The 20,254-nt window shown below is 48.3% G+C and carries 19 protein-coding genes; 17 read left to right on the forward strand and 2 right to left on the reverse strand.

Going from position 1 to position 20,254, the window contains the following annotated elements; translation table 11 throughout:
• The 8 genes from ACQKPA_RS20265 to spo0A all read left to right on the forward strand — a co-directional run bounded on the left by ACQKPA_RS20265 (position 1) and on the right by spo0A (position 9,038).
• Positions 1-876 (forward strand): polyprenyl synthetase family protein, encoded by an 876-nt coding sequence (locus tag ACQKPA_RS20265; RefSeq protein ID WP_427494376.1) that lies wholly within the window; start codon positions 1-3, stop codon positions 874-876.
• Between the two features lie 108 nt (positions 877-984).
• On the forward strand, positions 985-2,892 hold the full coding sequence (gene dxs / locus ACQKPA_RS20270; protein ID WP_427494296.1) for a 1-deoxy-D-xylulose-5-phosphate synthase: 1,908 nt from the start codon (positions 985-987) through the stop codon (positions 2,890-2,892).
• A gap of 20 nt (positions 2,893-2,912) precedes the next feature.
• Positions 2,913-3,785, forward strand: coding sequence for a TlyA family RNA methyltransferase (locus ACQKPA_RS20275; RefSeq protein ID WP_427494297.1), 873 nt, complete (start codon positions 2,913-2,915; stop codon positions 3,783-3,785).
• A gap of 68 nt (positions 3,786-3,853) precedes the next feature.
• Positions 3,854-4,345: a hypothetical protein gene (locus tag ACQKPA_RS20280; protein ID WP_071223860.1), complete on the forward strand. Its 492-nt coding sequence runs from the start codon at positions 3,854-3,856 to the stop codon at positions 4,343-4,345.
• Positions 4,346-4,362: 17 nt separating this feature from the next.
• The gene (gene ahrC / locus ACQKPA_RS20285) at positions 4,363-4,812 is read left to right on the forward strand and encodes a transcriptional regulator AhrC/ArgR (protein ID WP_427494298.1); all 450 of its coding nucleotides are present in this window, start codon (positions 4,363-4,365) and stop codon (positions 4,810-4,812) included.
• Positions 4,813-4,863: 51 nt separating this feature from the next.
• Positions 4,864-6,603: a DNA repair protein RecN gene (recN, locus tag ACQKPA_RS20290; protein ID WP_427494299.1), complete on the forward strand. Its 1,740-nt coding sequence runs from the start codon at positions 4,864-4,866 to the stop codon at positions 6,601-6,603.
• Between the two features lie 100 nt (positions 6,604-6,703).
• Positions 6,704-8,038: a SpoIVB peptidase gene (gene spoIVB / locus ACQKPA_RS20295; protein WP_427494300.1), complete on the forward strand. Its 1,335-nt coding sequence runs from the start codon at positions 6,704-6,706 to the stop codon at positions 8,036-8,038.
• Between the two features lie 196 nt (positions 8,039-8,234).
• The gene (gene spo0A, locus ACQKPA_RS20300; RefSeq protein ID WP_100536249.1) at positions 8,235-9,038 is read left to right on the forward strand and encodes a sporulation transcription factor Spo0A; all 804 of its coding nucleotides are present in this window, start codon (positions 8,235-8,237) and stop codon (positions 9,036-9,038) included.
• A 239-nt stretch (positions 9,039-9,277) separates the two neighbouring features.
• Here the strand turns inward: spo0A and ACQKPA_RS20305 are convergent, their stop codons facing one another.
• A complete protein-coding gene (locus ACQKPA_RS20305) occupies positions 9,278-10,180 on the reverse strand; it encodes an ArsR/SmtB family transcription factor (protein ID WP_194541877.1) in 903 nt (300 codons plus the stop codon).
• A gap of 284 nt (positions 10,181-10,464) precedes the next feature.
• Here ACQKPA_RS20305 and ACQKPA_RS20310 point away from each other — a divergent pair, with 284 nt between their 5' ends.
• The 6 genes from ACQKPA_RS20310 to ACQKPA_RS20335 all read left to right on the forward strand — a co-directional run bounded on the left by ACQKPA_RS20310 (position 10,465) and on the right by ACQKPA_RS20335 (position 16,095).
• A complete protein-coding gene (locus ACQKPA_RS20310) occupies positions 10,465-11,706 on the forward strand; it encodes an extracellular solute-binding protein (protein WP_427494301.1) in 1,242 nt (413 codons plus the stop codon).
• 82 nt (positions 11,707-11,788) lie between these two features.
• Positions 11,789-12,664, forward strand: a complete 876-nt coding sequence (locus ACQKPA_RS20315) for a carbohydrate ABC transporter permease (RefSeq protein WP_427494302.1) — start codon at positions 11,789-11,791, stop codon at positions 12,662-12,664.
• Between the two features lie 54 nt (positions 12,665-12,718).
• Positions 12,719-13,630, forward strand: coding sequence for a carbohydrate ABC transporter permease (locus ACQKPA_RS20320; protein WP_216530927.1), 912 nt, complete (start codon positions 12,719-12,721; stop codon positions 13,628-13,630).
• Between the two features lie 79 nt (positions 13,631-13,709).
• Complete coding sequence (locus tag ACQKPA_RS20325) at positions 13,710-14,684, forward strand: glycoside hydrolase family 43 protein (RefSeq protein WP_427494303.1); 975 nt, start codon at positions 13,710-13,712, stop codon at positions 14,682-14,684.
• A 242-nt stretch (positions 14,685-14,926) separates the two neighbouring features.
• A complete protein-coding gene (locus ACQKPA_RS20330) occupies positions 14,927-15,814 on the forward strand; it encodes an NAD-dependent epimerase/dehydratase family protein (protein ID WP_427494304.1) in 888 nt (295 codons plus the stop codon).
• Positions 15,815-15,882: 68 nt separating this feature from the next.
• Positions 15,883-16,095: a hypothetical protein gene (locus tag ACQKPA_RS20335; RefSeq protein ID WP_427494305.1), complete on the forward strand. Its 213-nt coding sequence runs from the start codon at positions 15,883-15,885 to the stop codon at positions 16,093-16,095.
• Between the two features lie 63 nt (positions 16,096-16,158).
• Here ACQKPA_RS20335 and ACQKPA_RS20340 read toward each other — a convergent pair whose 3' ends face one another.
• Positions 16,159-16,464, reverse strand: a complete 306-nt coding sequence (locus ACQKPA_RS20340) for a DUF2627 domain-containing protein (RefSeq protein ID WP_071223872.1) — start codon at positions 16,462-16,464, stop codon at positions 16,159-16,161.
• Between the two features lie 157 nt (positions 16,465-16,621).
• On the opposite strand from ACQKPA_RS20340, the gene lpdA reads away from it, so the two are divergent.
• The 3 genes from lpdA (at position 16,622) to ACQKPA_RS20355 (ending at position 20,241) form a co-directional block, all read left to right on the forward strand.
• Positions 16,622-18,043: a dihydrolipoyl dehydrogenase gene (lpdA, locus tag ACQKPA_RS20345; RefSeq protein WP_427494307.1), complete on the forward strand. Its 1,422-nt coding sequence runs from the start codon at positions 16,622-16,624 to the stop codon at positions 18,041-18,043.
• Between the two features lie 179 nt (positions 18,044-18,222).
• A complete protein-coding gene (locus tag ACQKPA_RS20350) occupies positions 18,223-19,251 on the forward strand; it encodes a thiamine pyrophosphate-dependent dehydrogenase E1 component subunit alpha (RefSeq protein WP_427494308.1) in 1,029 nt (342 codons plus the stop codon).
• Between the two features lie 3 nt (positions 19,252-19,254).
• Positions 19,255-20,241, forward strand: a complete 987-nt coding sequence (locus tag ACQKPA_RS20355; RefSeq protein ID WP_427494309.1) for an alpha-ketoacid dehydrogenase subunit beta — start codon at positions 19,255-19,257, stop codon at positions 20,239-20,241.
• Positions 20,242-20,254 lie beyond the last annotated feature (13 nt).

Genomic DNA, 20,254 nt, shown 5'->3' on the forward strand with positions numbered 1-20,254 from the left:
ATGAATGATATTTGGGACAGACTGGATAGCGAGTTAACAAATCTTTTTCCGCCAAGTTGGAAAGTTCCTGAAACCCTTCGCCAGTCCATGTCGTATTCTTTAATGGCAGGCGGCAAGCGAATGCGTCCGCTGCTTGTCATTGCGGCATGCGAGGCAGGAGGCGGAAATCGTGATGCGGCTCTTCCGGTCGCTTGCGCCGTTGAGATGGTCCATACATATTCCCTTATCCACGATGATCTGCCAGCGATGGATGATGATGATTATCGCCGCGGCAAACCAACGAATCATAAGGTTTTTGGCGAAGCGAGCGCTATTTTGGCCGGTGACGCCTTGCTGACGCATGCCTTTTACAGCGTAATTCAGGCTTCCAGAAAGCATGGGATTCCGGCTGAGCGCGTGCTGTCGATTGTGGAGGATCTTGCGGAGTATGCAGGTCCACGGGGGATGGTAGGCGGGCAGGTTGCCGATATGGAGGGCGAACAAGGGATAACGACGCTAGAGCAGCTTGAGTATATCCACCTGCACAAGACGAGTGATCTGATCATGTTCTCGCTGATGGCAGGCGGGCATATTGCCGGGTGCTCGGAATCCCAGATTGAATCCTTGCGAACCTTCGGGCATCATATCGGCCTTGCATTTCAGATTCAAGATGATATCCTGGATCTGGTCGGGGATGAGTCCAAGCTTGGGAAGCCGGTACAAAGCGATGTGAAGCAGGAAAAAGTGACGTATCCGTACTTCATCGGTTTGGACGCATCAAGGCGTGAAGTCGAGCGCCTGACAGCAGAAGCCAAGCGGGTCATTTCCGAAGGGAATTTCAATGATCCCTCCAGATTGCTGGAGATCGCCGATTTCTTAATGGCGCGGGATCACTAAGCACGCTTTACATGCAAACGGTTTTTTTGTGATATAATGTCTGTTAATGGCTGATTTCATATCAGCTGAAGAACGTAAACTTAATCAAGGAAAGCGGGGAGATTCTTCGTGCTTCTTCCAAATATCAAACATCCCGAACAACTTAAACATCTATCGGTGGACGAACTCGAGGATTTAGCAGGACAAATCCGTCATTTTCTGATCGAAAAGCTGTCCGTTACCGGTGGCCATCTTGCACCGAATCTGGGAGTGGTTGAACTCACGCTGGCCTTGCACTATTGCTTTGACAGCCCTCGTGACAAGATGATATTTGACGTGGGCCATCAAGCCTATGTACACAAGATCTTGACCGGACGAATGGATAAATTTGATACGCTCCGTAAATACAAAGGCTTGTGCGGCTTCGTAAAGCGTTCCGAAAGCGAGCATGATGTCTGGGAAGCCGGGCACAGCAGCACCTCGCTGTCTGCTGCAATGGGTATGGCGATGGCGCGTGATCTGAAAGGTGAAAACAACCGGGTGATCGCCTTGATCGGTGACGGCGCCCTTACCGGCGGCATGGCGTTTGAAGCGCTCAACCATATTGGCCACGAGCAGAAAAAGCTGATGGTCATCCTGAATGACAATGAAATGTCGATTGCACCGAATGTGGGTGCCATGCATAACTACTTGAGCAAGATCCGATCTGATCGTTATTATCTTCGTGCCAAGGACGAAGTAGAAATGCTCCTGAAGAAAATTCCAGCCATCGGCGGCAAACTGGCCAAGACGGCAGAGAAGATGAAGGACAGCCTTAAATATATGATGGTTCCCGGCGTTTTATTCGAGGAACTCGGATTTACCTATCTGGGCCCAGTAGACGGACATGATCTGAACAAACTGATCGATACGTTAAAGCAGGCCGACAATGTGGATGGACCTGTTCTGATTCATGCCGTAACGACCAAAGGCAAGGGATACCGGCCGGCTGAATCCGATTCTCATAAATGGCATGGGATCACGCCTTATAAGATTGAATCCGGCCAAGTCCTTAAAGCGGTAGGAAATCCGATGTACACGGAAGTATTCGGACAGACGCTGATTGAGCTGGGAGAACAGGACGAGCGAATCGTGGCCGTTACGCCGGCGATGCCGGGCGGCTCCGGCTTGATCCCGTTCAGCAAGAAATTCCCTGATCGTATGATCGATGTGGGGATTGCCGAGCAGCATGCCGCGACCTTGTGCGCAGCATTGGCAATGGAAGGCATGAAGCCTGTATTTGCGGTGTACTCCACATTTATGCAGCGTGCGTACGACCAAATCGTGCATGATATTTGCCGCCATAACGCCAACGTGATGTTTGCGATTGATCGTGCCGGCTTTGTCGGTGCAGATGGCGAAACCCATCAAGGGGTATACGACGTAGCCTTCATGCGTCATATCCCGAATATCGTCATTATGATGCCAAAAGACGAGAACGAGCTTCGCCATATGATGAAAACAGCGCTCGATTATAATGAGGGACCGATTGCTTACCGTTACCCTCGGAACAATGTGCGCGGCGTTCCAATGGACACCGAGCTGGTACCGATTCCTATCGGGACTTGGGAAGTCGTTCGTCCTGGCGAAGGATACGCGATTCTGGCATCCGGTCCTATGGTTCAGTTGGCCGAGGAAGCTGCGGAGCAGCTCAAGCGGGAAGGCATTACGGTTGAAGTCGTAAATGCCCGTTTCCTTAAACCGCTTGATGGAGGCATGCTGCGGAATTTGGCAGAGACGGGGACGTCCATGCTGGTCCTGGAGGAAGTTTCACAAGCGGGTAGTATGGGCAGCGCGGTTCTGGAGTTTTTTGCGGAGCAGGGGATCCATGATGCGGTCGTATCTTTAATGGGGATCGAAGACCGGTTTATCGAGCATGGCAGCATACCGCAGCAGCGTGAAGAAGTAGGGTTGACATTGGAATCGGTTTGTCAGGAGATCCGAAGCTTGAAGAATGCCCGGATATCCGGGCTTGGCAAGAGAAGTTTTATGTCTTAGTAAACCATCGGGAGTATAATATGGATTCATCTCAGAAAGAACGAATTGATGTCCTGCTCGTGGAGCAGGGATATTATGAGAGTCGCGAAAAAGCCAAGGCCGCGATTATGGCGGGTCTGGTCTATGCCGGAACCGAGCGGATCGAGAAAGCCGGCATGAAAATTCCGAGGACGTCCGAACTGAAAGTCAAAGGCTCGGTTCATCCCTATGTCAGCCGTGGAGGATTAAAGCTTGAGAAAGCGATTCGTTCATTCGACATCGATTTGAAGGGGCGCACGATGCTGGATATCGGCTCTTCGACTGGCGGCTTCACGGATTGCGCGCTCCAGCACGGGGCCAGTTATGTGTATGCGATCGACGTCGGTTATAACCAGTTGGATTGGTCGCTCCGTAACGATGAACGCGTGTGTGTCATGGAGCGAACGAATTTCCGCTATATGACACCGGACGACCTGCATGGCCCTCAGCCTGATTTTGCCAGCATTGACGTTTCGTTTATATCCCTTCGCATCATTTTACCGCCTTTGAAGATGCTCCTGGGTAAACCGGGAGATGTAGCTGCTCTGATCAAGCCTCAATTCGAGGCAGGGCGGGAGAAGGTGGGGAAGTCCGGCGTGGTTCGTGATCCGAAGGTTCACAGGGAAGTCTTGACGCAAGTGCTTACTTTTGCAGATGAAATTGGGTTCAAATTAAAAAACCTGACATTCTCTCCGATTACGGGAGGGGAAGGCAATATAGAATTCCTGGCCCACTGGCGATTAGAGCCGGAGGTTTCTGAAAGCTCGGAAGAACCGACTCAGGGAGATGGACAAGAACCTGCCCATTTGAGTCAATGGATTGATACCGTCGTAACGCAAGCGGCTCATACATTCACAGGAAACTCATCGAAATGATGGGTTTCTTTTGCTGAAAAAGAGGAATTTATGTTCTCATACGCGAATACAAAATTCGAGGTGAGAGGATGAATGAGCGTTATGATTGGTTATTAATGATATTGCTTGGTGTCGTCATAGCCTTGCTTATCGGTTATAGGCTGAATCGTTGGCTAATGTCGCCATCACCGGATCGACTGCCGGGCATCCCGATAAATGAACACATTCCAGATCACCCAGCGATTGGGATGCTCGAACAAGAAGGATATGACGTCGTTGGGGGTAAAGTAAAAATAAACTTGTCATTTGAAACGGGGCATAGACCCATCTTGAGTCGGTTGTTTATAGATTACATTGCATCCGATGACAGTGGTGAGCTGTACATGGTGAAGCTGGCACGGGAACGGATGCCGGTCGACTGGACGGGCTCCGGCATTCGCGATCGGTTGATGCCGTTTTTGCTGCTGTATCCCGAATGTGCCGGTCTGCTCTACATTGATGTGAACGAGAAGTCGATTCACCGTTTAAGCATGGATTGGTCGGACGAAGAATGGATTGGTCAGGATGATTACAACAGTTAATACTCAGGAGGCTCTTTATGAAGGGACAACGCCATATTAAAATCAGGGATATTATTACCCACCAGGATATCGAGACACAGGATGAGCTTGTGGACGCATTGCGTGCGGAAGGTTTTCAGGTCACTCAAGCTACGATTTCACGTGATATCAAAGAACTGCTGCTCATTAAGGTGCCTACAGATGATGGGCGATATAAATACTCCATGCCGACAGATCAGCGTTATAACCCTGTACAGAAGCTCAAAAGAGCGCTTGTCGATAATTTTGTTTACATTGACCGCACCGGTAATCTTGTCGTCATGAAATGCTTGCCTGGAACAGCCAATTCCGTTGCTGTTCTGCTAGATAATATGGAGTGGACCCAGATCATGGGAACCATTTGCGGCGATGACACGATATTGCTCATTTGCCGAACGGAAGATGACGGAGAACATGTGGTTGCCCAAATCAAAAATTTCATTTCGTAATAAATATTTGTGACTCATTGGCTGATTTAAGCAGTAGCGGAGGTGGGAAACATGTTAAACACGCTATCCATTCGCAATCTGGCTGTTGTAGAAAGCGTGGATGTGCATTTTTATCCGGGATTTCACGTACTGACGGGGGAGACCGGAGCAGGTAAGTCCATCATTATCGATGCACTGGGATTAATTGCCGGCGGCCGCGGCTCGGCTGAGCTGATTCGCTACGGGTGCGACAAAGCGGAAATTGAGGCTCTGTTTGAGCTGCCTGCGCAGCATCCGGTATGGGAAACGCTGAAGAAGCTGGGTGTTGAAGCGGATCCGGAAGAGCATTTATTGATTCGGAGAGAACTGACATCTCAAGGGAAAAGCACGTCGCGTATTAACGGACAGCTGCTGAATTTAAGCATGCTGCGTGAAGTTGGAGAAAAGCTCATCAATATTCATGGCCAGCATGAGCATCAAAGCTTGCTGCGTTCAGAGCAGCATATGGGTCTTCTGGACACATACGGGGATAAGGTCATAGGGCCTGCCAAACGGAAATATCAAGAATTGTACGGCGAATTCAGCAAAGTGGAGCGGGAGCTCAGGGACCTGCAGGAGACCAGCCAGAAGGCGTATCAAATGCTGGATATGTACCGGTTTCAGCTGGAGGAGATCGCGGCTGCGGAGCTAAAATCCGGTGAGGATGAGGAATTGTCCGAAGAAAGAACCAAGCTGTCCCACAGCGAGAAGATGATGGATTCCGTTGCCGGAGCATACGACCTATTGTACGGATCCTCGGGACTGGAATCCGTCAGCCGTGCCCTATCCAGATTGGAGGATGTATCCGGCTACGACGAGAAGGGGTTGAAGCCGCTTGTTGAGCAGCTGCAATCCGCGTATTATCAGCTGGAGGATGCGGTTTTCCAGTTAAGGGATTATCGCGACAGCATTGAATTCAATCCGGAACGGCTGAATGAAATTGAACTTCGTTTAGATATGATCTCCGGATTGCGACGAAAATATGGGGATAATGTTGAGCAAATTCTGGAATACTACGTGAGAATTCAGCAGGAAACCGATATGCTGGAGAATAAGGACGAGTTTATACAAGCATTGGAACAGCGCCGTGACGAGTTGTTAAGCGTGCTGCTGGTTAGCGCTAAAGAGCTTAGTATTGCCCGCAAGCAATGTGCTCAAGATTTAGCACGGCAGGTGGAGGGAGAACTAAAGGATCTTCAAATGGAACGCACCTCGCTTGAGGTTCGCATGGAACTGCAGCTGGATCCTAACGGTTACGAATATGAAGGACATAAAGTAAGGTTGACCAGACAAGGTATGGATACGGCCGAATTCCTCATATCCGCCAATCCGGGTGAGCCCCTGCGCCCGCTTGCCAAAATTGCTTCGGGTGGAGAAATGTCCAGAATTATGCTGGCGATGAAGAGTATATTTGCCCGTCATGATCAAATACCGGTCTTAATCTTTGATGAAGTCGACACAGGTGTCAGTGGAAGGGCTGCCCAATCGATTGCGGAGAAGCTGTTTTTGCTGGCTAAAACCTGCCAGGTGTTCTCCATTACGCATTTGCCGCAGGTCGCTTGCATGGCGGATCATCAGTATTTAATCGAGAAGAAGCTGGAAGCCTTCAGAACGATGACGCAAGTAGAAAACCTGACTGAAGAGGGGCGTGTAAAAGAGCTTGCACGAATGCTTGGCGGAGTCGAGATCACTGAAAAGACACTTCATCATGCCCAAGAAATGCTCAATCTGGCGGCAGCGCAAAAGGCTTCCAGAACGGCTCTGGGTCAATGATTGACAGTTATAAATCCTTAAGGGCAGGGTAACTTAAAGGTACGCAATTGGCGACCACCTTTTCGTCAAGCGAAAGAAGAAAAAGGGAGCGTGACAGCCATTGAAGCCCAACCTCAGGAGAAAACTGCTCGGTTTCGTTCTTGCTTTCCTTCTTTGTTTCCTTGGAACTGCTGATCCAGTCCAGTCTTTTGCTTCATTGCCTAATGAGCTGAGATTGATTTCCGGTCAGCAGTCCCGCCTTGATGTTGCCATGCCTGTTCAAGCCCTCGCTTCAGTTGATCGCCCGGATGTCCTGCAGCTTAACGGCTCCCGCGAGTCAAAACTTCAAGTATCGCTAAAGCATCCACTGCAGCTGAACCCCCAGCAAAGCGGAAATGCGGAAGTAACCCTGAAATTATTTGGTAAAATTCCTCTGAAGACAGTTCATGTGAAGGTGATCCCGGAGCTCAAGGTCATTCCTGGAGGCCAAACCATCGGTGTCAAAGTGAAATCCTCCGGTATACTGGTCGTTGGACATCATCTGGTACGCGTTCAAAACGGTGCTAAAGTGTCTCCTGGAGAAGCAGCTGGCTTGAAGATTGGCGATCTGCTGACCACAATGGATGGAAAGCCGCTTAATGATGTGACTAAGGTTGCTGATATCGTCGAGAAGGCTGGTAAAGCTAATAAGCCATTGGATATCTCCTTTAAGCGGGGCGGCAAAGTAATGACAACAAAACTGAGTCCGGCGTATGATCAAGAAGATCAAAGCTGGCGCCTTGGTCTGTATATCCGTGATTCTGCCGCTGGTGTAGGAACCTTAACTTTCTATGCGCCTCTTCAGAAAGTTTACGGAGCTTTAGGCCATGTTATCACCGATATGAATACTCAAACACCCATTGATGTTGGAAGTGGTCAGATTGTTCAGTCCAACGTTACATCCATTAGTCGAAGTGAAGAAGGCGAGCCGGGGGAAAAACGGGCCACCTTCACAAAAGACGGCAAGATTTTGGGCAATGTCGAGCGCAATACTCATTTTGGCATCTTCGGTAAAATGAATAATCTTCCTGAACATGGTCTGTATCAGGAGCCCATTCCCGTTGCCTTATCCCATGAGGTCAAGGAAGGTCCGGCAGAGATTTTAACTGTCGTTGAAGGGCAGGAGGTTGAACGCTTTACAGTGGAGATCGTTCATGTCTCCAAGCAGGATGCTCCCGCAACGAAAGGGCTTGTGCTTCGTATTACCGATCCAAGACTGCTCAAGAAGACAGGCGGGATTGTACAAGGCATGAGCGGCAGTCCGATCGTTCAGGATGGCAAGCTGATTGGAGCGGTAACGCACGTATTTGTTAATGATCCTAAATCGGGGTATGGATGCTTTATTGAATGGATGCTTCAGGACTCCGGCGTACTAAAATCTACAGAATCAACTCCTCAAAATCTTAAGGCAGGTTAATGCCTTGAGATTTTTTGTCGTAAAATAACGAAATAGAGATTAATTTGAAACAAAATATTTAATTATAAATCAACTTCAAAAAAAAATAAAGAAAAATAATTTTCGACAGAAGGAATTTAAATGAGCATGTCGAAAACTTTATACACAAGAAAAATGTTCTAAAATAACAACTGATCTGATAAAGGAGGAGCACGAATTGCAAAAGATCGAGGTATTATTGGCAGACGACAACCGTGAGTTTACAAACCTGCTTGGTGAATACATTTCGGATCAACAAGATATGGTGGTTTCCGGAATCGCTTATAACGGCGAAGAAGTACTGAGCATGATTGAGGAATCGGGAAAAGTACCGGATGTGCTGATCCTTGACATTATTATGCCTCATTTGGACGGCCTTGGCGTACTTGAACGATTACGCGATATGAATTTGTCTCCGCAGCCGAAAGTCATTATGCTTACGGCATTTGGTCAGGAAAATATTACGCAGCGAGCCGTACAACTGGGGGCTTCCTATTATATTTTGAAGCCGTTTGATATGGAGGTGCTCGCCAGCCGTATTCGTCAACTCGTTGGCTCGTCCGGCAGCATTTCGTCAGGCGCTCCATTTACAAGTATGAAATCCAATGTGGTTCCCATGGGCAAAGGCAAAAATCTGGACGCGAATATCACTTCGATTATCCATGAGATTGGTGTCCCTGCTCATATCAAGGGTTACCAATATTTGCGTGAAGCCATTACGATGGTATACAACAATATCGAAATTCTTGGTGCGATTACAAAAACGTTGTATCCGGCAATCGCAGAGAAATTCAAGACAACGCCTTCCCGCGTAGAACGTGCGATCCGTCATGCTATCGAAGTAGCCTGGACACGCGGTAACATCGACAGCATCTCGCATCTGTTCGGTTACACCATCAACATCAGCAAATCCAAGCCAACCAACAGCGAGTTTATCGCGATGGTCGCTGACAAGCTGAGAATTGAGCATAAGGTATCTTGAAAGGGTAAGGACTGAGGAAGGGATTTAGGGTAATGAAAGAGGTTGCCCTGAATGTCTACTTGCGCGGAACATTGAAATCACTCCTTTATTGGTTGCGATGTCGAAACCTGTGAAGGAGTGATTTTATGTTTGTGATGGACTTCCAACAAAACAAACCAGCCGTTAATCCGGCTGGTTTGTTTTCATTTAGGTAACTTAACAGGTGAACAACCTTCGGTGTTAGCTACCTTCGATTGGCCTCACAGATAATACATTTTGAACTGGATATCCTGCTCGTGGTTTCCGAACTTCTTGCCGAATAATGTGGCACCTCCCACGTGCTTTGCATCTTCCTTCACTTCAATTCGAAAGGTCCAGCGATCACAGGTTGCATCCAAATCATCTATGGAGACAGCAGAGAGCGGGTCGCCATCGATATAAGTACCATGGCTTGTAATTCGTATCGTTTTTAGCAGACCGTATTGGTTGATGTTGTGCGGCCACCATGCAGGCGTATACTTCCCCCTCGTATCCGCGAAATCCCCCGGGCTTGTCCACGTGCCAAGTTCGATCCCGTTTAAGGAGAACGTGATGTCGGAAGGCCAGACATCATTGGAAAAAGGAAATTCTGAGGAAATCTCCAAGCTGATTTCGAACTGCTGCAGCTTTTCATCCTTTTGAAGGAAGTTCGCGATGTTGTATTGGATAAAGCCCTCGGTAAACCACAGAATTTCTGCATCCACACGCTTGGGATCCATGAAGTATTTGGGTTCGTCAACCCGCCCGATAAATTCCTTCTCGGTAGCAAGGCCGCAGGTAGGCTTCAGGTCATAGTCCGTATAATGCCCGATCGGCACGGAAGCCTCATATGAAGCAAAGGAATGAAAAATCTTTTTCGGGAAGTTGATTTCGATATGATCCACCTTCAGGATCGAGATTTTTTGCTGTCCCGATTTTCCCGGTACTTTTTCTGTCCGGATAATGCCTGCATCTTCGAGCTTTTTAATATGTTTTGTCACAATCGGACTGCTGATTTGAAGTTCTTGGGCCAAATCTTTGATATTCATTTTGTTTTTGGAGAGCAGCTGGATAATCTTGATTCGAACTTCGCTGGCCAAAGCCTCGTAAACCACAAGCGATGACTTGTCTATTTCCAATTGCATATGACCACTTCTTTCAACAAGTTTTTCATAAACCAAGTTCATTAACTTATATGTATCATAACACATGCTTTATTAACCTGTATATAAATCTCACCATTTAATACAACAAAATTCCAATCTAATGATTAATATAAAAGTTAATCAAACGAAAAATAAGTTATGAAGATTTATATATATGTTATTGACACCGTTTTCAAAACGAGTGTATACTGAACCAAAGTTAATCGTTTTCATGATCCAGGCCGGTAAATGATTAACCAAATGATTAGTAATAGGAGGAGAGTTTGTTGAAGAAAAAAATGGGGGTTTCACTGATACTTGTATTGTTAGCGGTAGCCGTACTAGGGGGATGTGGCAGCGGGGACAAGAACACCATTACCTTCTGGACGCCTTTGACGGGTGATGACGGGGCTTACATGGATCAGCTTGTGAAAGATTACAACGCCACCAATCCCGAGTATAAAGTGAAGCATGTGATTACCTCGGATATGTATACAAAAATATCTACAGTTCTAAATTCAGGCAAAGGCGTTCCTGATCTGTCCATTATTCACGCGGACCGCGTTCCTAGCTTTGTTAAGCAAGGTGTGTTGGAGCCGATGACGGCAGTCATGCAAGCTCAGCCAGAATTGAAAGCGGATAATTATTTGCCGCAGGCCTGGGCAACAGGAAACGTAGAGGGCACCCAATATACAGTACCCCTTGATATTCACAGCAATGCGATGTATTACAATAAAAATTTGCTCAAAAAATACAATGTTGAAAGCTTCCTGGATGATGATGTCGTTACCATTGATGAAATTTTGTCGCTGCAAGGCAAGTTGGATGAAGGCGATTACGTTATTAATGACGCTCTATTGGGCTGGGTTGTGTTGGCTCAAATCCAGAACCTGGGCGGCGACATTCAACAAGACGGCAAGCCGGCCGTGAATACAGAAGCCATGAAGCAAGCATTCACGGAGATTAAGAAAATATCGGATGCAGGCTTGATGACCCCTTTTGGTGAGGACGGCTATCTGATGTTCCAAGCTGGAAACGTTTTATTTTCCACAGACGGCACATGGAGCTCGACGGCACATGCAACTGTTGATGGATTGGACTTTGGCGTTACGAACATTTATTCGACGAGTGCTGATAAGTATACGAATCGGGCCTCTTCGCACTTATTTTCCATGTTGAAGAACGATAAGAGAACGGATGAAAAAGAGCAGGCCATCGGCCAGTTCCTGGAATTCATTCGCCAAAACTCGATTGAGTGGGCAAAAGCGGGGCAGATCGTAGCGAGTAAACAAGTCATTGAGAGCCCGGAATACAGTAATTATATTCAGTCATTCTTTACCTCCAACGAAAAAGAAATTGAATCCTTGTACATTTACACCTACGAATACTATCCATATGTAGCGGAGGCTGTGGATACATATGCAGCGGATATCGTACGAGGCAATGTCGATATCGACGAAACCCTGGCGACGATGCAGAAATTTGTAGAGGATAAAATCGAGGAAGGCAATAGTGCTGCAAAGTAAATAACAGCAGAGCAGATTGAAAAAAAGAAAAGTGTCCTTGATTACAAGACACTTTTCTTTTCCAAAGGAGAAATGAAAGGGTATGAATAAGAAGTCGTTGACGCCTTATTTCTTTGTAGGTCCCCATCTGATACTTTTTATCGTCTTTATTCTATTGCCGACCCTATACGGAATCTATGCTTCCTTTACGCAATGGAATCTGATTAATGACCCTGTATGGGTCGGCTTGGCCAACTATAAAACGATTCTGTTTGACACGGAGTCCACCTTCTATAGCCAATTTATGAACGGATTAAAAAATACGCTCATCTTTGTCGTGCTAAGCGTACCTATATTAATCATCATACCGTTAATGATTGCCGTATCGCTGGAACACAAAAAAGTGAAAATGAAAAATGTGATTCAGTCCATCCTCTATATTCCCGGACTCATTTCGATTTCCGCAGCGGCACTGATCTGGTCTTTAATCTTCAATAAGCAGCTTGGGATCACGAATAATCTTTTCGGCTCCGAAACGGTCTGGGCGGCCAACCAGCCCTATGCCTGGCTGATCATCATTGTCATTACGGTGTGGGGCGGAGTCGGTGGCAACATGATTATCTACCGGGCTTCCATAAGCGGAGTGTCCAAGGATTTGTATGAATCGGCCGAGATGGATGGAGCTGGGCCTGTTCGCAGATTTTCAAGCATTACACTGCCTTCCATTCGTTTTCCGCTGATTTATACCTTTGTTATGACGACAGCCGGAGCCTTTAACGTGTTCGGTCAGCCATTAATGATGACGGACGGAGGCCCCAGACAGAGCACGACCGTATTGATGATGTATATCCGGCAGCTGGCCTTCGGTCACGGGGAATCGATTGCGGGAATGGCTTCCGCGATGGCGGTTTTGCTCGGACTGGTCATTCTCGTCATTTCAGCCCTTCAGTATTATGTGATGAACCGAAACGCGTCCTAGCTGCATGATCAGCTTGCAAACGACGGAAACGATAAAAGGTAGGTGTACTGTGCAATGTCGAACCCGGTAGTACATGAAGTGAACGCGGATTCCAAGCTTGGTCGCTCTGGTCCGAAGAAGGCTTCATCCAACATAAGCGTGTCAAAATATATAGCTTACGCATTTCTGATCATACTGTGTGTGATATGGGCAATTCCGGTCATATTTGGCATTACCACATCTTTTCGGTCCCAGGCTGAGGTGGTTTCCAGCGGTTTCAGACTGCTGCCCGATAGTTGGATTTTTGATAATTATGTCACGATCCTGCAAAACACGTCGACCGCGCCCATTCTGCGCTGGTTGATGAACTCCGTGTTTATTGCAACGATGCACACGCTGCTCGTGATCGTTGTCATTTCCATTACAGGTTATGGATACTCGCGCATGAACTTTAAGGGAAGAGATACCTTGTTCTTTACCTTGCTTGGGATTTCCTTCTTTCCTGGGGTAGTGAATCTGATCCCGTCTTATAAAATCATTGATGCGCTGGGATGGGTAAATACGTCTTGGGCGATGATCATTCCTGGTTTGGCCGGGATGGGGAACATTTTTTTGGTCAGACAATTCATGATGGGCGTTCCAAAGGATCTGGATGAATCGGCGCGCGTGGATGGAGCGGGAGATTTCAGAATCTATTACTCTATTATTTTGCCGCTCATGAAACCTGTATTGATTGTATGCGGCCTGTTTTCATTTACGGGTTCCTGGAATGATTTTCTGTGGCCCGTCATCGTGTATACCGATGTGGAGAAGATGCCGGTCACAGCAGGTTTGCTGTTGTTACAGGACATTTACGGCAATTACCGCATGATCGGACAATTGATGGGTTCTGCGATCCTGGCCATCATTCCGACGCTGCTGTTGTTCCTGTTTGCCCAGAAATACTTTGTGCAGTCGATTAACTTAAACGCAGGCATCAAAGGATAGCAAGAAGATTGGATTCATAGAAGTAATTAAAAATAGAAAGCTAGCGGAAGTCAAACTATAAGGTATAGGAGTCGTCACCATGTCTGAATTATATATAAAAAATCCCCTGATTGAACAAAGGGCTGATCCCTGGATCTATAAACATACCGATGGTTATTATTACTTTACCGGTTCCGTCCCGGAGTATGACCGTATTGAGCTTAGACGCTCGCAAACGATACATGGGCTTGCGGATGCTGAAGGAATTACGATCTGGCGCAAGCATGAGTCAGGCCTGATGAGTGCCAACATATGGGCACCCGAGATTCATTATATGGATGGCAAATGGTATGTGTACTTCGCCGCTGCCCATACTTCAGAAACGAGGGACGGATTGTTCGATCATCGCATGTTCGTACTGGAGAACGTTTCGGCGAACCCGCTCGAAGGGGAATGGGTGGAGAAGGGGCAAGTGATCACGAAGTGGGAATCATTTGCCTTGGACGCAACAACGTTTGAGCATAGAGGCAAACGATATTATGTATGGGCTCAGAAGGATCCGGGCATTCCAGGCAATTCCAATCTGTACATTTCATTGATGGAAAATCCCTGGACCCTGACAGGAGAACAGGTATGCATATCGGTTCCTGAGTACGATTGGGAGAAGATCGGGTATCTAGTCAACGAAGGGGCCGCCGTTCTTAAGCGAAACGGGCGAATATTCATGACCTATTCCGCGAGCGCCACGGATCACAATTATGCGATGGGGCTGCTGACAGCCGATGAGGACAGCGATTTGCTGAATCCGAGCTCCTGGGTCAAGTCGCCGGTACCGGTGTTTACGACATCGGAAGCCAATGGACAATATGGGCCAGGGCATAACAGCTTCACGGTTTCAGAGGACGGCTCGCAGGACATTCTGGTGTACCATGCAAGAAGTTACAAGGAGATCGTGGGCGATCCACTCTATGATCCGAATCGGCATACGCGCGTACAGGTCATCCGGTGGAACGAGGACGGAACTCCGAATTTCGGGGTGCCGAGAGCGGATGATGAACCGGTCTCCAAGCCATGATGCAATTTGTAAATGGGGTTTTAGAACGAATCGATATACAAACATCAGACCGACTGAGCTTAACAGCTTGGTCGGTTTTTTACATTCCAGCAGGTAAGCAGCATAATATAAAATAGGAAAAAAGAAGGAGTCTTCGATATGGATGGAGAAAAGAGGACTGATCGTTTTATGAAATGGTTAAGGATGTATAAAGTACGGTACTATTAACGATATTCTTATTTCCCGGTAAGGAGGAATTATAAATGGCAAAGATATTAGTATTGGGCGGGACCCGCTTTTTCGGTAAAAGGCTGGTTAATCGGCTGCTGGCTAAAGGCGATGCCGTTACGATTTTGACGCGCGGACATCACCAGGATTCATTCGGGGGTGCCGTTGCGCGGCTTACCGCGGATCGAAAGGATCCGGAAGGTTTAAAACAGGCAGTGGGAAGTCAGGACTTTGATATCGTGTATGATAATATATGTTATACTCCGGAAGAAGCGGGACAAGCTGCGGACATCTTTGCCGGACGAATTGGACAATACGTGCTGACCTCTACGTTATCGGTCTATGATTTTGCGGATCATCCGGTGAGGGAAGAGGACTTTGATCCTTACAGATACCCTGTCATGATGAATGAAAGCGGGGACTACAGCTATAAGGAAGGCAAGCGCCAGGCGGAGGCGGTATTATTCGGTCGTCACAACCTGAACGTTACCGCTGTCCGGTTGCCGATTGTGCTGGGACCGGATGATTATACGCGAAGACTGCATTTTCATATTGAGCATGCAGCGAGCGGAGAACCTATTGGTTTGCCTGATCCTGACGCGCAAATCTCGTTTGTCCATGCCGAGGAAGCGGCCGCGTTCCTGGAATGGGCAGGTCAAGTTCAATTGGAGGGCCCGGTCAATGCTTGCTCCAGCGGAACGATTTCGGTCCGGGAATTGATGAGCCTGATCCAGCAGGAAGTTGGAAGGTCGGCACCGCTGCAGTCTTCGGCAGCACCTGACCACATGTCCCCGTTCGGAATTCCGGGAGATTGGACGATGGATCATGCCAGAGCGGCAGCTGCCGGCTTTAAGTTCTGGGATTTGCACGATTGGATGCCGAAATTGATTGCTGAATTGTCCGCCGATTTGAAGGTTCGCTAGCGAAAGCAGCAGGATCATTATCATTTAGAAGAAAGATAAGAGGGAAGTGCCCTGAAAGGAAGATCAGCATGAGTGACAAGATGGAAGCATGGAAAGAGCGTATTCGAGAGGTAGAAGCCATGGGAGGCTTATCTCCGGAAGCCCTGACGTTAATCCATGCGATGTATGAAGAATTGGAAGCTTTGACGAAGCAAAATTTCAATCTGCGGAAGACCGCGCTGAAAGCGACGTCCAGAGAAACGAGAATGTCGAGTAAACTGAAGGATGCACTGATGGAATAAACGGCGGAGTTCAAAACATATGTTAAACACCGGGGAGGGCTCCCCGGTGTTTTTTTGAAAGGATTAGCTTTTAGATGGCGTTCCTGATTTCGGCGCTTGGCGCTTCTTTTTGAATCTTGGTCCAACGTAATTTCGCTTGCGGTCCCGGAACAGTATCCAGCCGCCCAAGAATCCGATACCAATGACAAACAAAGCCAGCCCACCAAGAAAAGATAGCCAACCGAAGGCGGGGTTTGCCACACTGTCATCCCCATGAACGGAAATATATAGAAAAACCGCATCTTTCATCATTAAGAAACCCTTCATTGCCATAAAACCCGGGATAACCAAAATCAAGATGGCAATAAAGCGGGAAATTAACATTTTCATAGAAGATTCCTTCCTGCGACTGATGTAATGAACTACCGTTTATCATACCTTTTTCATAGGGTAATGTCTATTTCCATTATGGATGATGATTTTGTAATCCGAAAAAAAGAGAGTACAATGAAAGTGTATAACTGGACTTATTATGGAGGTGCCGTTTGTGGCTATAACATGTGATGTAGCAATTCTTGGCGGGGGAACCGGTGGATATGTTGCAGCCATCCGAGCAGCCCAGCTTGGTAAAAATGTGGTCATCATCGAGCAGGACAAACTGGGGGGGACCTGCTTGCACCGCGGCTGTATTCCGAGCAAATCTTTGCTTCGGAGTGCCGAGCTGTATGCGGAAATGAAGGATAGCGAGAGCTATGGAATCGAGACGGACGGGGTCCGGCTATCGTTTGACAAAGTACAGAAGCGCAAAGACGGTATCGTCGAACAGCTGCACCAGGGCGTTCAATATTTGATGCGCAAAAATAAAATTACCGTTGTGCAGGGCAAAGGGAGGGTTATCGGCCCGTCCATTTTCTCTCCACGCAGCGGGGCAGTGGCGGTTGAACTTCCGGACGGCGAGATGGAAACCGTGGTTCCCACTCATCTGATCATCGCAACCGGCTCACGTCCACGTCACTTACCGGGGCTTGAGCCTGACGGCATACATATACTGACAAGCGATCATGCGCTTCAGCTGGATGAGCTTCCTGCATCCATCATCATTGTAGGAGGCGGCGTAATCGGTGTGGAATGGGCTTCGATGCTGAATGATTTTGGCGTTCAGGTCACGATTGTGGAAGCTTCGTCCCATCTGCTGCCAGCCGAAGACGAGGAGATTGGACGTGAGCTGACAAAGATGCTCACCGCCAGAGGCGTAGAGGTGATCACCAACGTTTCAATTCAAACCGATAGCTGTGAGATTCGGAATCAAAGCGTGTCCATCACGATTGAGCAAAAGGACAATACCAGAACATTGTCAGCGGACAAGCTGCTCCTCTCTGTCGGGAGAATCGGTAATACTGAAAATATCGGGCTTGAAAATACCGATGTTCGGGTTGCGAACGGCGTCATTGTGGTGAATGCCAATATGCAAACAACAGAGCCCCATATTTACGCGATAGGCGATTGCATCGGGGGTCTTCAGCTTGCCCATGCGGCAAGCCACGAAGGGATAGCAGCCGTGAACCATCTGGCAGGCGAGAAGACCGAAGCCTACCGCAGTGAATGGATCCCTCGCTGTATCTATACCCGTCATGAGGTAGCCAGTGTCGGACTAACGGAGAAGCAGGCCAAAGAACGCGGACATGAGATCCGGATCGGAAAATTCCCGTTCTCGGCGATTGGCAAATCGTTGATCCACGGAACGAAAGAGGGGTTCGTGAAGGTCATTGCCGATCAGAAGACGCAGGATATTCTGGGCGTGCATATGATTGGACCGCATGTTACCGAGCTGATCGGCGAAGCGGCACTGGCGCAAGTACTGGACGCAACTCCATGGGAAGTGGGAGCGGCGGTGCATGCCCATCCATCCTTATCCGAAATCATCGGCGAAGCGATGCTTGCGGTGGATGGACGAGCCATCGGATTGTAAGGATAAGTACATCCTTTTGTGGAATCCCTCATTTCTTTTTGCCGAGAAAGGGATTATAATAACATTAAGCCAAGTCTTAGTACCAGGTTTTAATACTTGATCAAATAATGCCTTTCAACTTAGGTTACAAGGCTAAGAATCAAGCCTGAAGTCATGGCTCACATAAAGGAGGGATCTCCATGAAAGAACATGAAACGGTTACGGCAAACAACAATAGGCATGAGCAGCTTGGACTGACCGACGGACAAGTGCTAGACATGTACAAATATATGGTGCTGGCGCGAAAATTCGATGAGCGCAACCTGCTGCTGCAGCGTGCGGGCAAAATTAATTTTCACGTATCCGGGATCGGGCAGGAGGCGTGTCAGGTTGCTGCTGCTTTTGCCCTCGACCGGGAGAAAGATTACTTTTTACCCTATTACCGCGACTATGGATTTGTATTGGCAGTGGGCATGACGCCTCGCGAACTGATGCTGTCGGCTTTTGCCAAGGCCGAGGATCCGAACAGCGGCGGACGGCAGATGCCTGGACACTTCGGCAGTAAACGTCTGCGAATTGTGACGGGCTCCAGCCCTGTAACCACACAGCTTCCACATGCAGTGGGTATCGCACTGGCGGCGAAGATGCAGAAGAAGGATTTTGTATCGTTTGTAACGTTTGGCGAAGGCTCAAGCAATCAGGGGGATTTTCACGAGGGCTGCAACTTTGCGGGCGTTCACAAACTTCCTGTCATTATCATGTGCGAGAATAACCAATATGCCATTTCGGTGCCGCTTCATAAACAGATAAGCGGGAAGGTAAGCGACCGCGCGCTCGGTTATGGATTCCCCGGCATTCGAGTGGATGGCAACGATGCGCTTGAGGTCTATGCAGCCGTGAAGGAAGCGCGTGAGCGTGCGATTCGCGGAGAAGGTCCAACTCTGATCGAATCCATGATGTACCGTTTGTCTCCGCACTCCACATCGGATAACGATTTGGCGTACCGGACCAAAGAAGAGGTCGAAGAGAACTGGAAGAAAGACGGCGTCGCCCGCTTTAAGAACTATTTGGTCGACTGCGGGCTCTGGGACGAAGCACGCGATCAGGATTTGATCGCGCAATTAAACCTGGAGATCAAAGAAGCGACGGAATCTGCAGACTTGGCTCCATTTCCGAAGCCTGAAGATACGCTTCTTCACGTATATGCCGATGATGAAGGGGGCGTGTAAAAGATGGCGGTAATGGAATATATCGATGCGATTCGCCTGGCCATGAAGGAAGAGATGGAGCGTGACGAGTCCGTATTCGTGTTAGGCGAGGACGTAGGCGTCAAAGGCGGCGTGTTTACAACAACCAAGGGTTTGATGGATCAGTTTGGCGAAATGAGAGTGCTTGATACCCCGCTAGCGGAGTCCGCGATTGCCGGTGTTGCTATCGGTGCGGCCATGTATGGCATGAAGCCGATTGCCGAGATGCAATATTCGGATTTCATGTTCCCGGCAACCAATCAGATTATTAGTGAGGCAGCGAAAATCCGCTATCGTTCCAATAACGACTGGAGCTGTCCCGTCGTCATTCGTGCGCCGATCGGCGGCGGAATATTCGGGGGATTGTATCATTCCCAGTGCCCGGAATCGGTTTTCTTCGGAACGCCGGGCTTGAAAATCGTTGCGCCGTACTCGGCCTATGATGCGAAGGGGCTGCTGAAAGCTGCGATACGCGACCCGGATCCGGTACTGTTCTTTGAGAACAAAAAATGCTACAAGCTGATTAGTGGCGATGTACCGGAAGATGATTACGTTGTACCGATCGGCAAAGCGAAATTGCTGCGCGAAGGGTCCGATATTACGGTGATCAGCTACAGTCTGCCGCTGCACTTTGCCATGCAGGCTGCCGAAGAGCTTGAGCAGGAAGAAGGCATCAGCGCGCATATTCTGGATCTGCGTACGATACAGCCGCTTGACCGGGAAGCGATTATTGAAGCGGCCCGTGCAACGGGGAAAGTGTTGATCGTTCATGAAGATAATAAAACCGGCGGCGTCGGCGGGGAAGTAGCCGCGATTATTGCGGAGCACTGCCTCTATGATCTGGATGCACCGATCATGCGCCTGTGCGGTCCGGATGTACCGGCTATGCCTATCAGTCCGCCGATGGAGAAATTCTTCATGCTTAACAAGGACAAAGTCAAAGAATCCATGCGTCAATTGGCGCTTTATTAAGAACAGGGAGTGT

Source organism: Paenibacillus sp. NPDC093718, from assembly GCF_050279985.1.
GTDB lineage: Bacteria > Bacillota > Bacilli > Paenibacillales > Paenibacillaceae > Paenibacillus_AQ.

Coding starts and splice junctions, on each gene's coding strand:
- ACQKPA_RS20265 (WP_427494376.1), top strand. CDS start 1: ATGAATGATATTTGGGACAGACTGGATAGCGAGTTAACAAATCTTTTT.
- ACQKPA_RS20275 (WP_427494297.1), top strand. CDS start 2,913: ATGGATTCATCTCAGAAAGAACGAATTGATGTCCTGCTCGTGGAGCAG.
- ACQKPA_RS20280 (WP_071223860.1), top strand. CDS start 3,854: ATGAATGAGCGTTATGATTGGTTATTAATGATATTGCTTGGTGTCGTC.
- ahrC (WP_427494298.1), top strand. CDS start 4,363: ATGAAGGGACAACGCCATATTAAAATCAGGGATATTATTACCCACCAG.
- recN (WP_427494299.1), top strand. CDS start 4,864: ATGTTAAACACGCTATCCATTCGCAATCTGGCTGTTGTAGAAAGCGTG.
- ACQKPA_RS20305 (WP_194541877.1), bottom strand. CDS start 10,180: ATGCAATTGGAAATAGACAAGTCATCGCTTGTGGTTTACGAGGCTTTG.
- ACQKPA_RS20315 (WP_427494302.1), top strand. CDS start 11,789: ATGAATAAGAAGTCGTTGACGCCTTATTTCTTTGTAGGTCCCCATCTG.
- ACQKPA_RS20320 (WP_216530927.1), top strand. CDS start 12,719: ATGTCGAACCCGGTAGTACATGAAGTGAACGCGGATTCCAAGCTTGGT.
- ACQKPA_RS20325 (WP_427494303.1), top strand. CDS start 13,710: ATGTCTGAATTATATATAAAAAATCCCCTGATTGAACAAAGGGCTGAT.
- ACQKPA_RS20330 (WP_427494304.1), top strand. CDS start 14,927: ATGGCAAAGATATTAGTATTGGGCGGGACCCGCTTTTTCGGTAAAAGG.
- ACQKPA_RS20335 (WP_427494305.1), top strand. CDS start 15,883: ATGAGTGACAAGATGGAAGCATGGAAAGAGCGTATTCGAGAGGTAGAA.
- ACQKPA_RS20340 (WP_071223872.1), bottom strand. CDS start 16,464: ATGAAAATGTTAATTTCCCGCTTTATTGCCATCTTGATTTTGGTTATC.
- ACQKPA_RS20350 (WP_427494308.1), top strand. CDS start 18,223: ATGAAAGAACATGAAACGGTTACGGCAAACAACAATAGGCATGAGCAG.
- ACQKPA_RS20355 (WP_427494309.1), top strand. CDS start 19,255: ATGGCGGTAATGGAATATATCGATGCGATTCGCCTGGCCATGAAGGAA.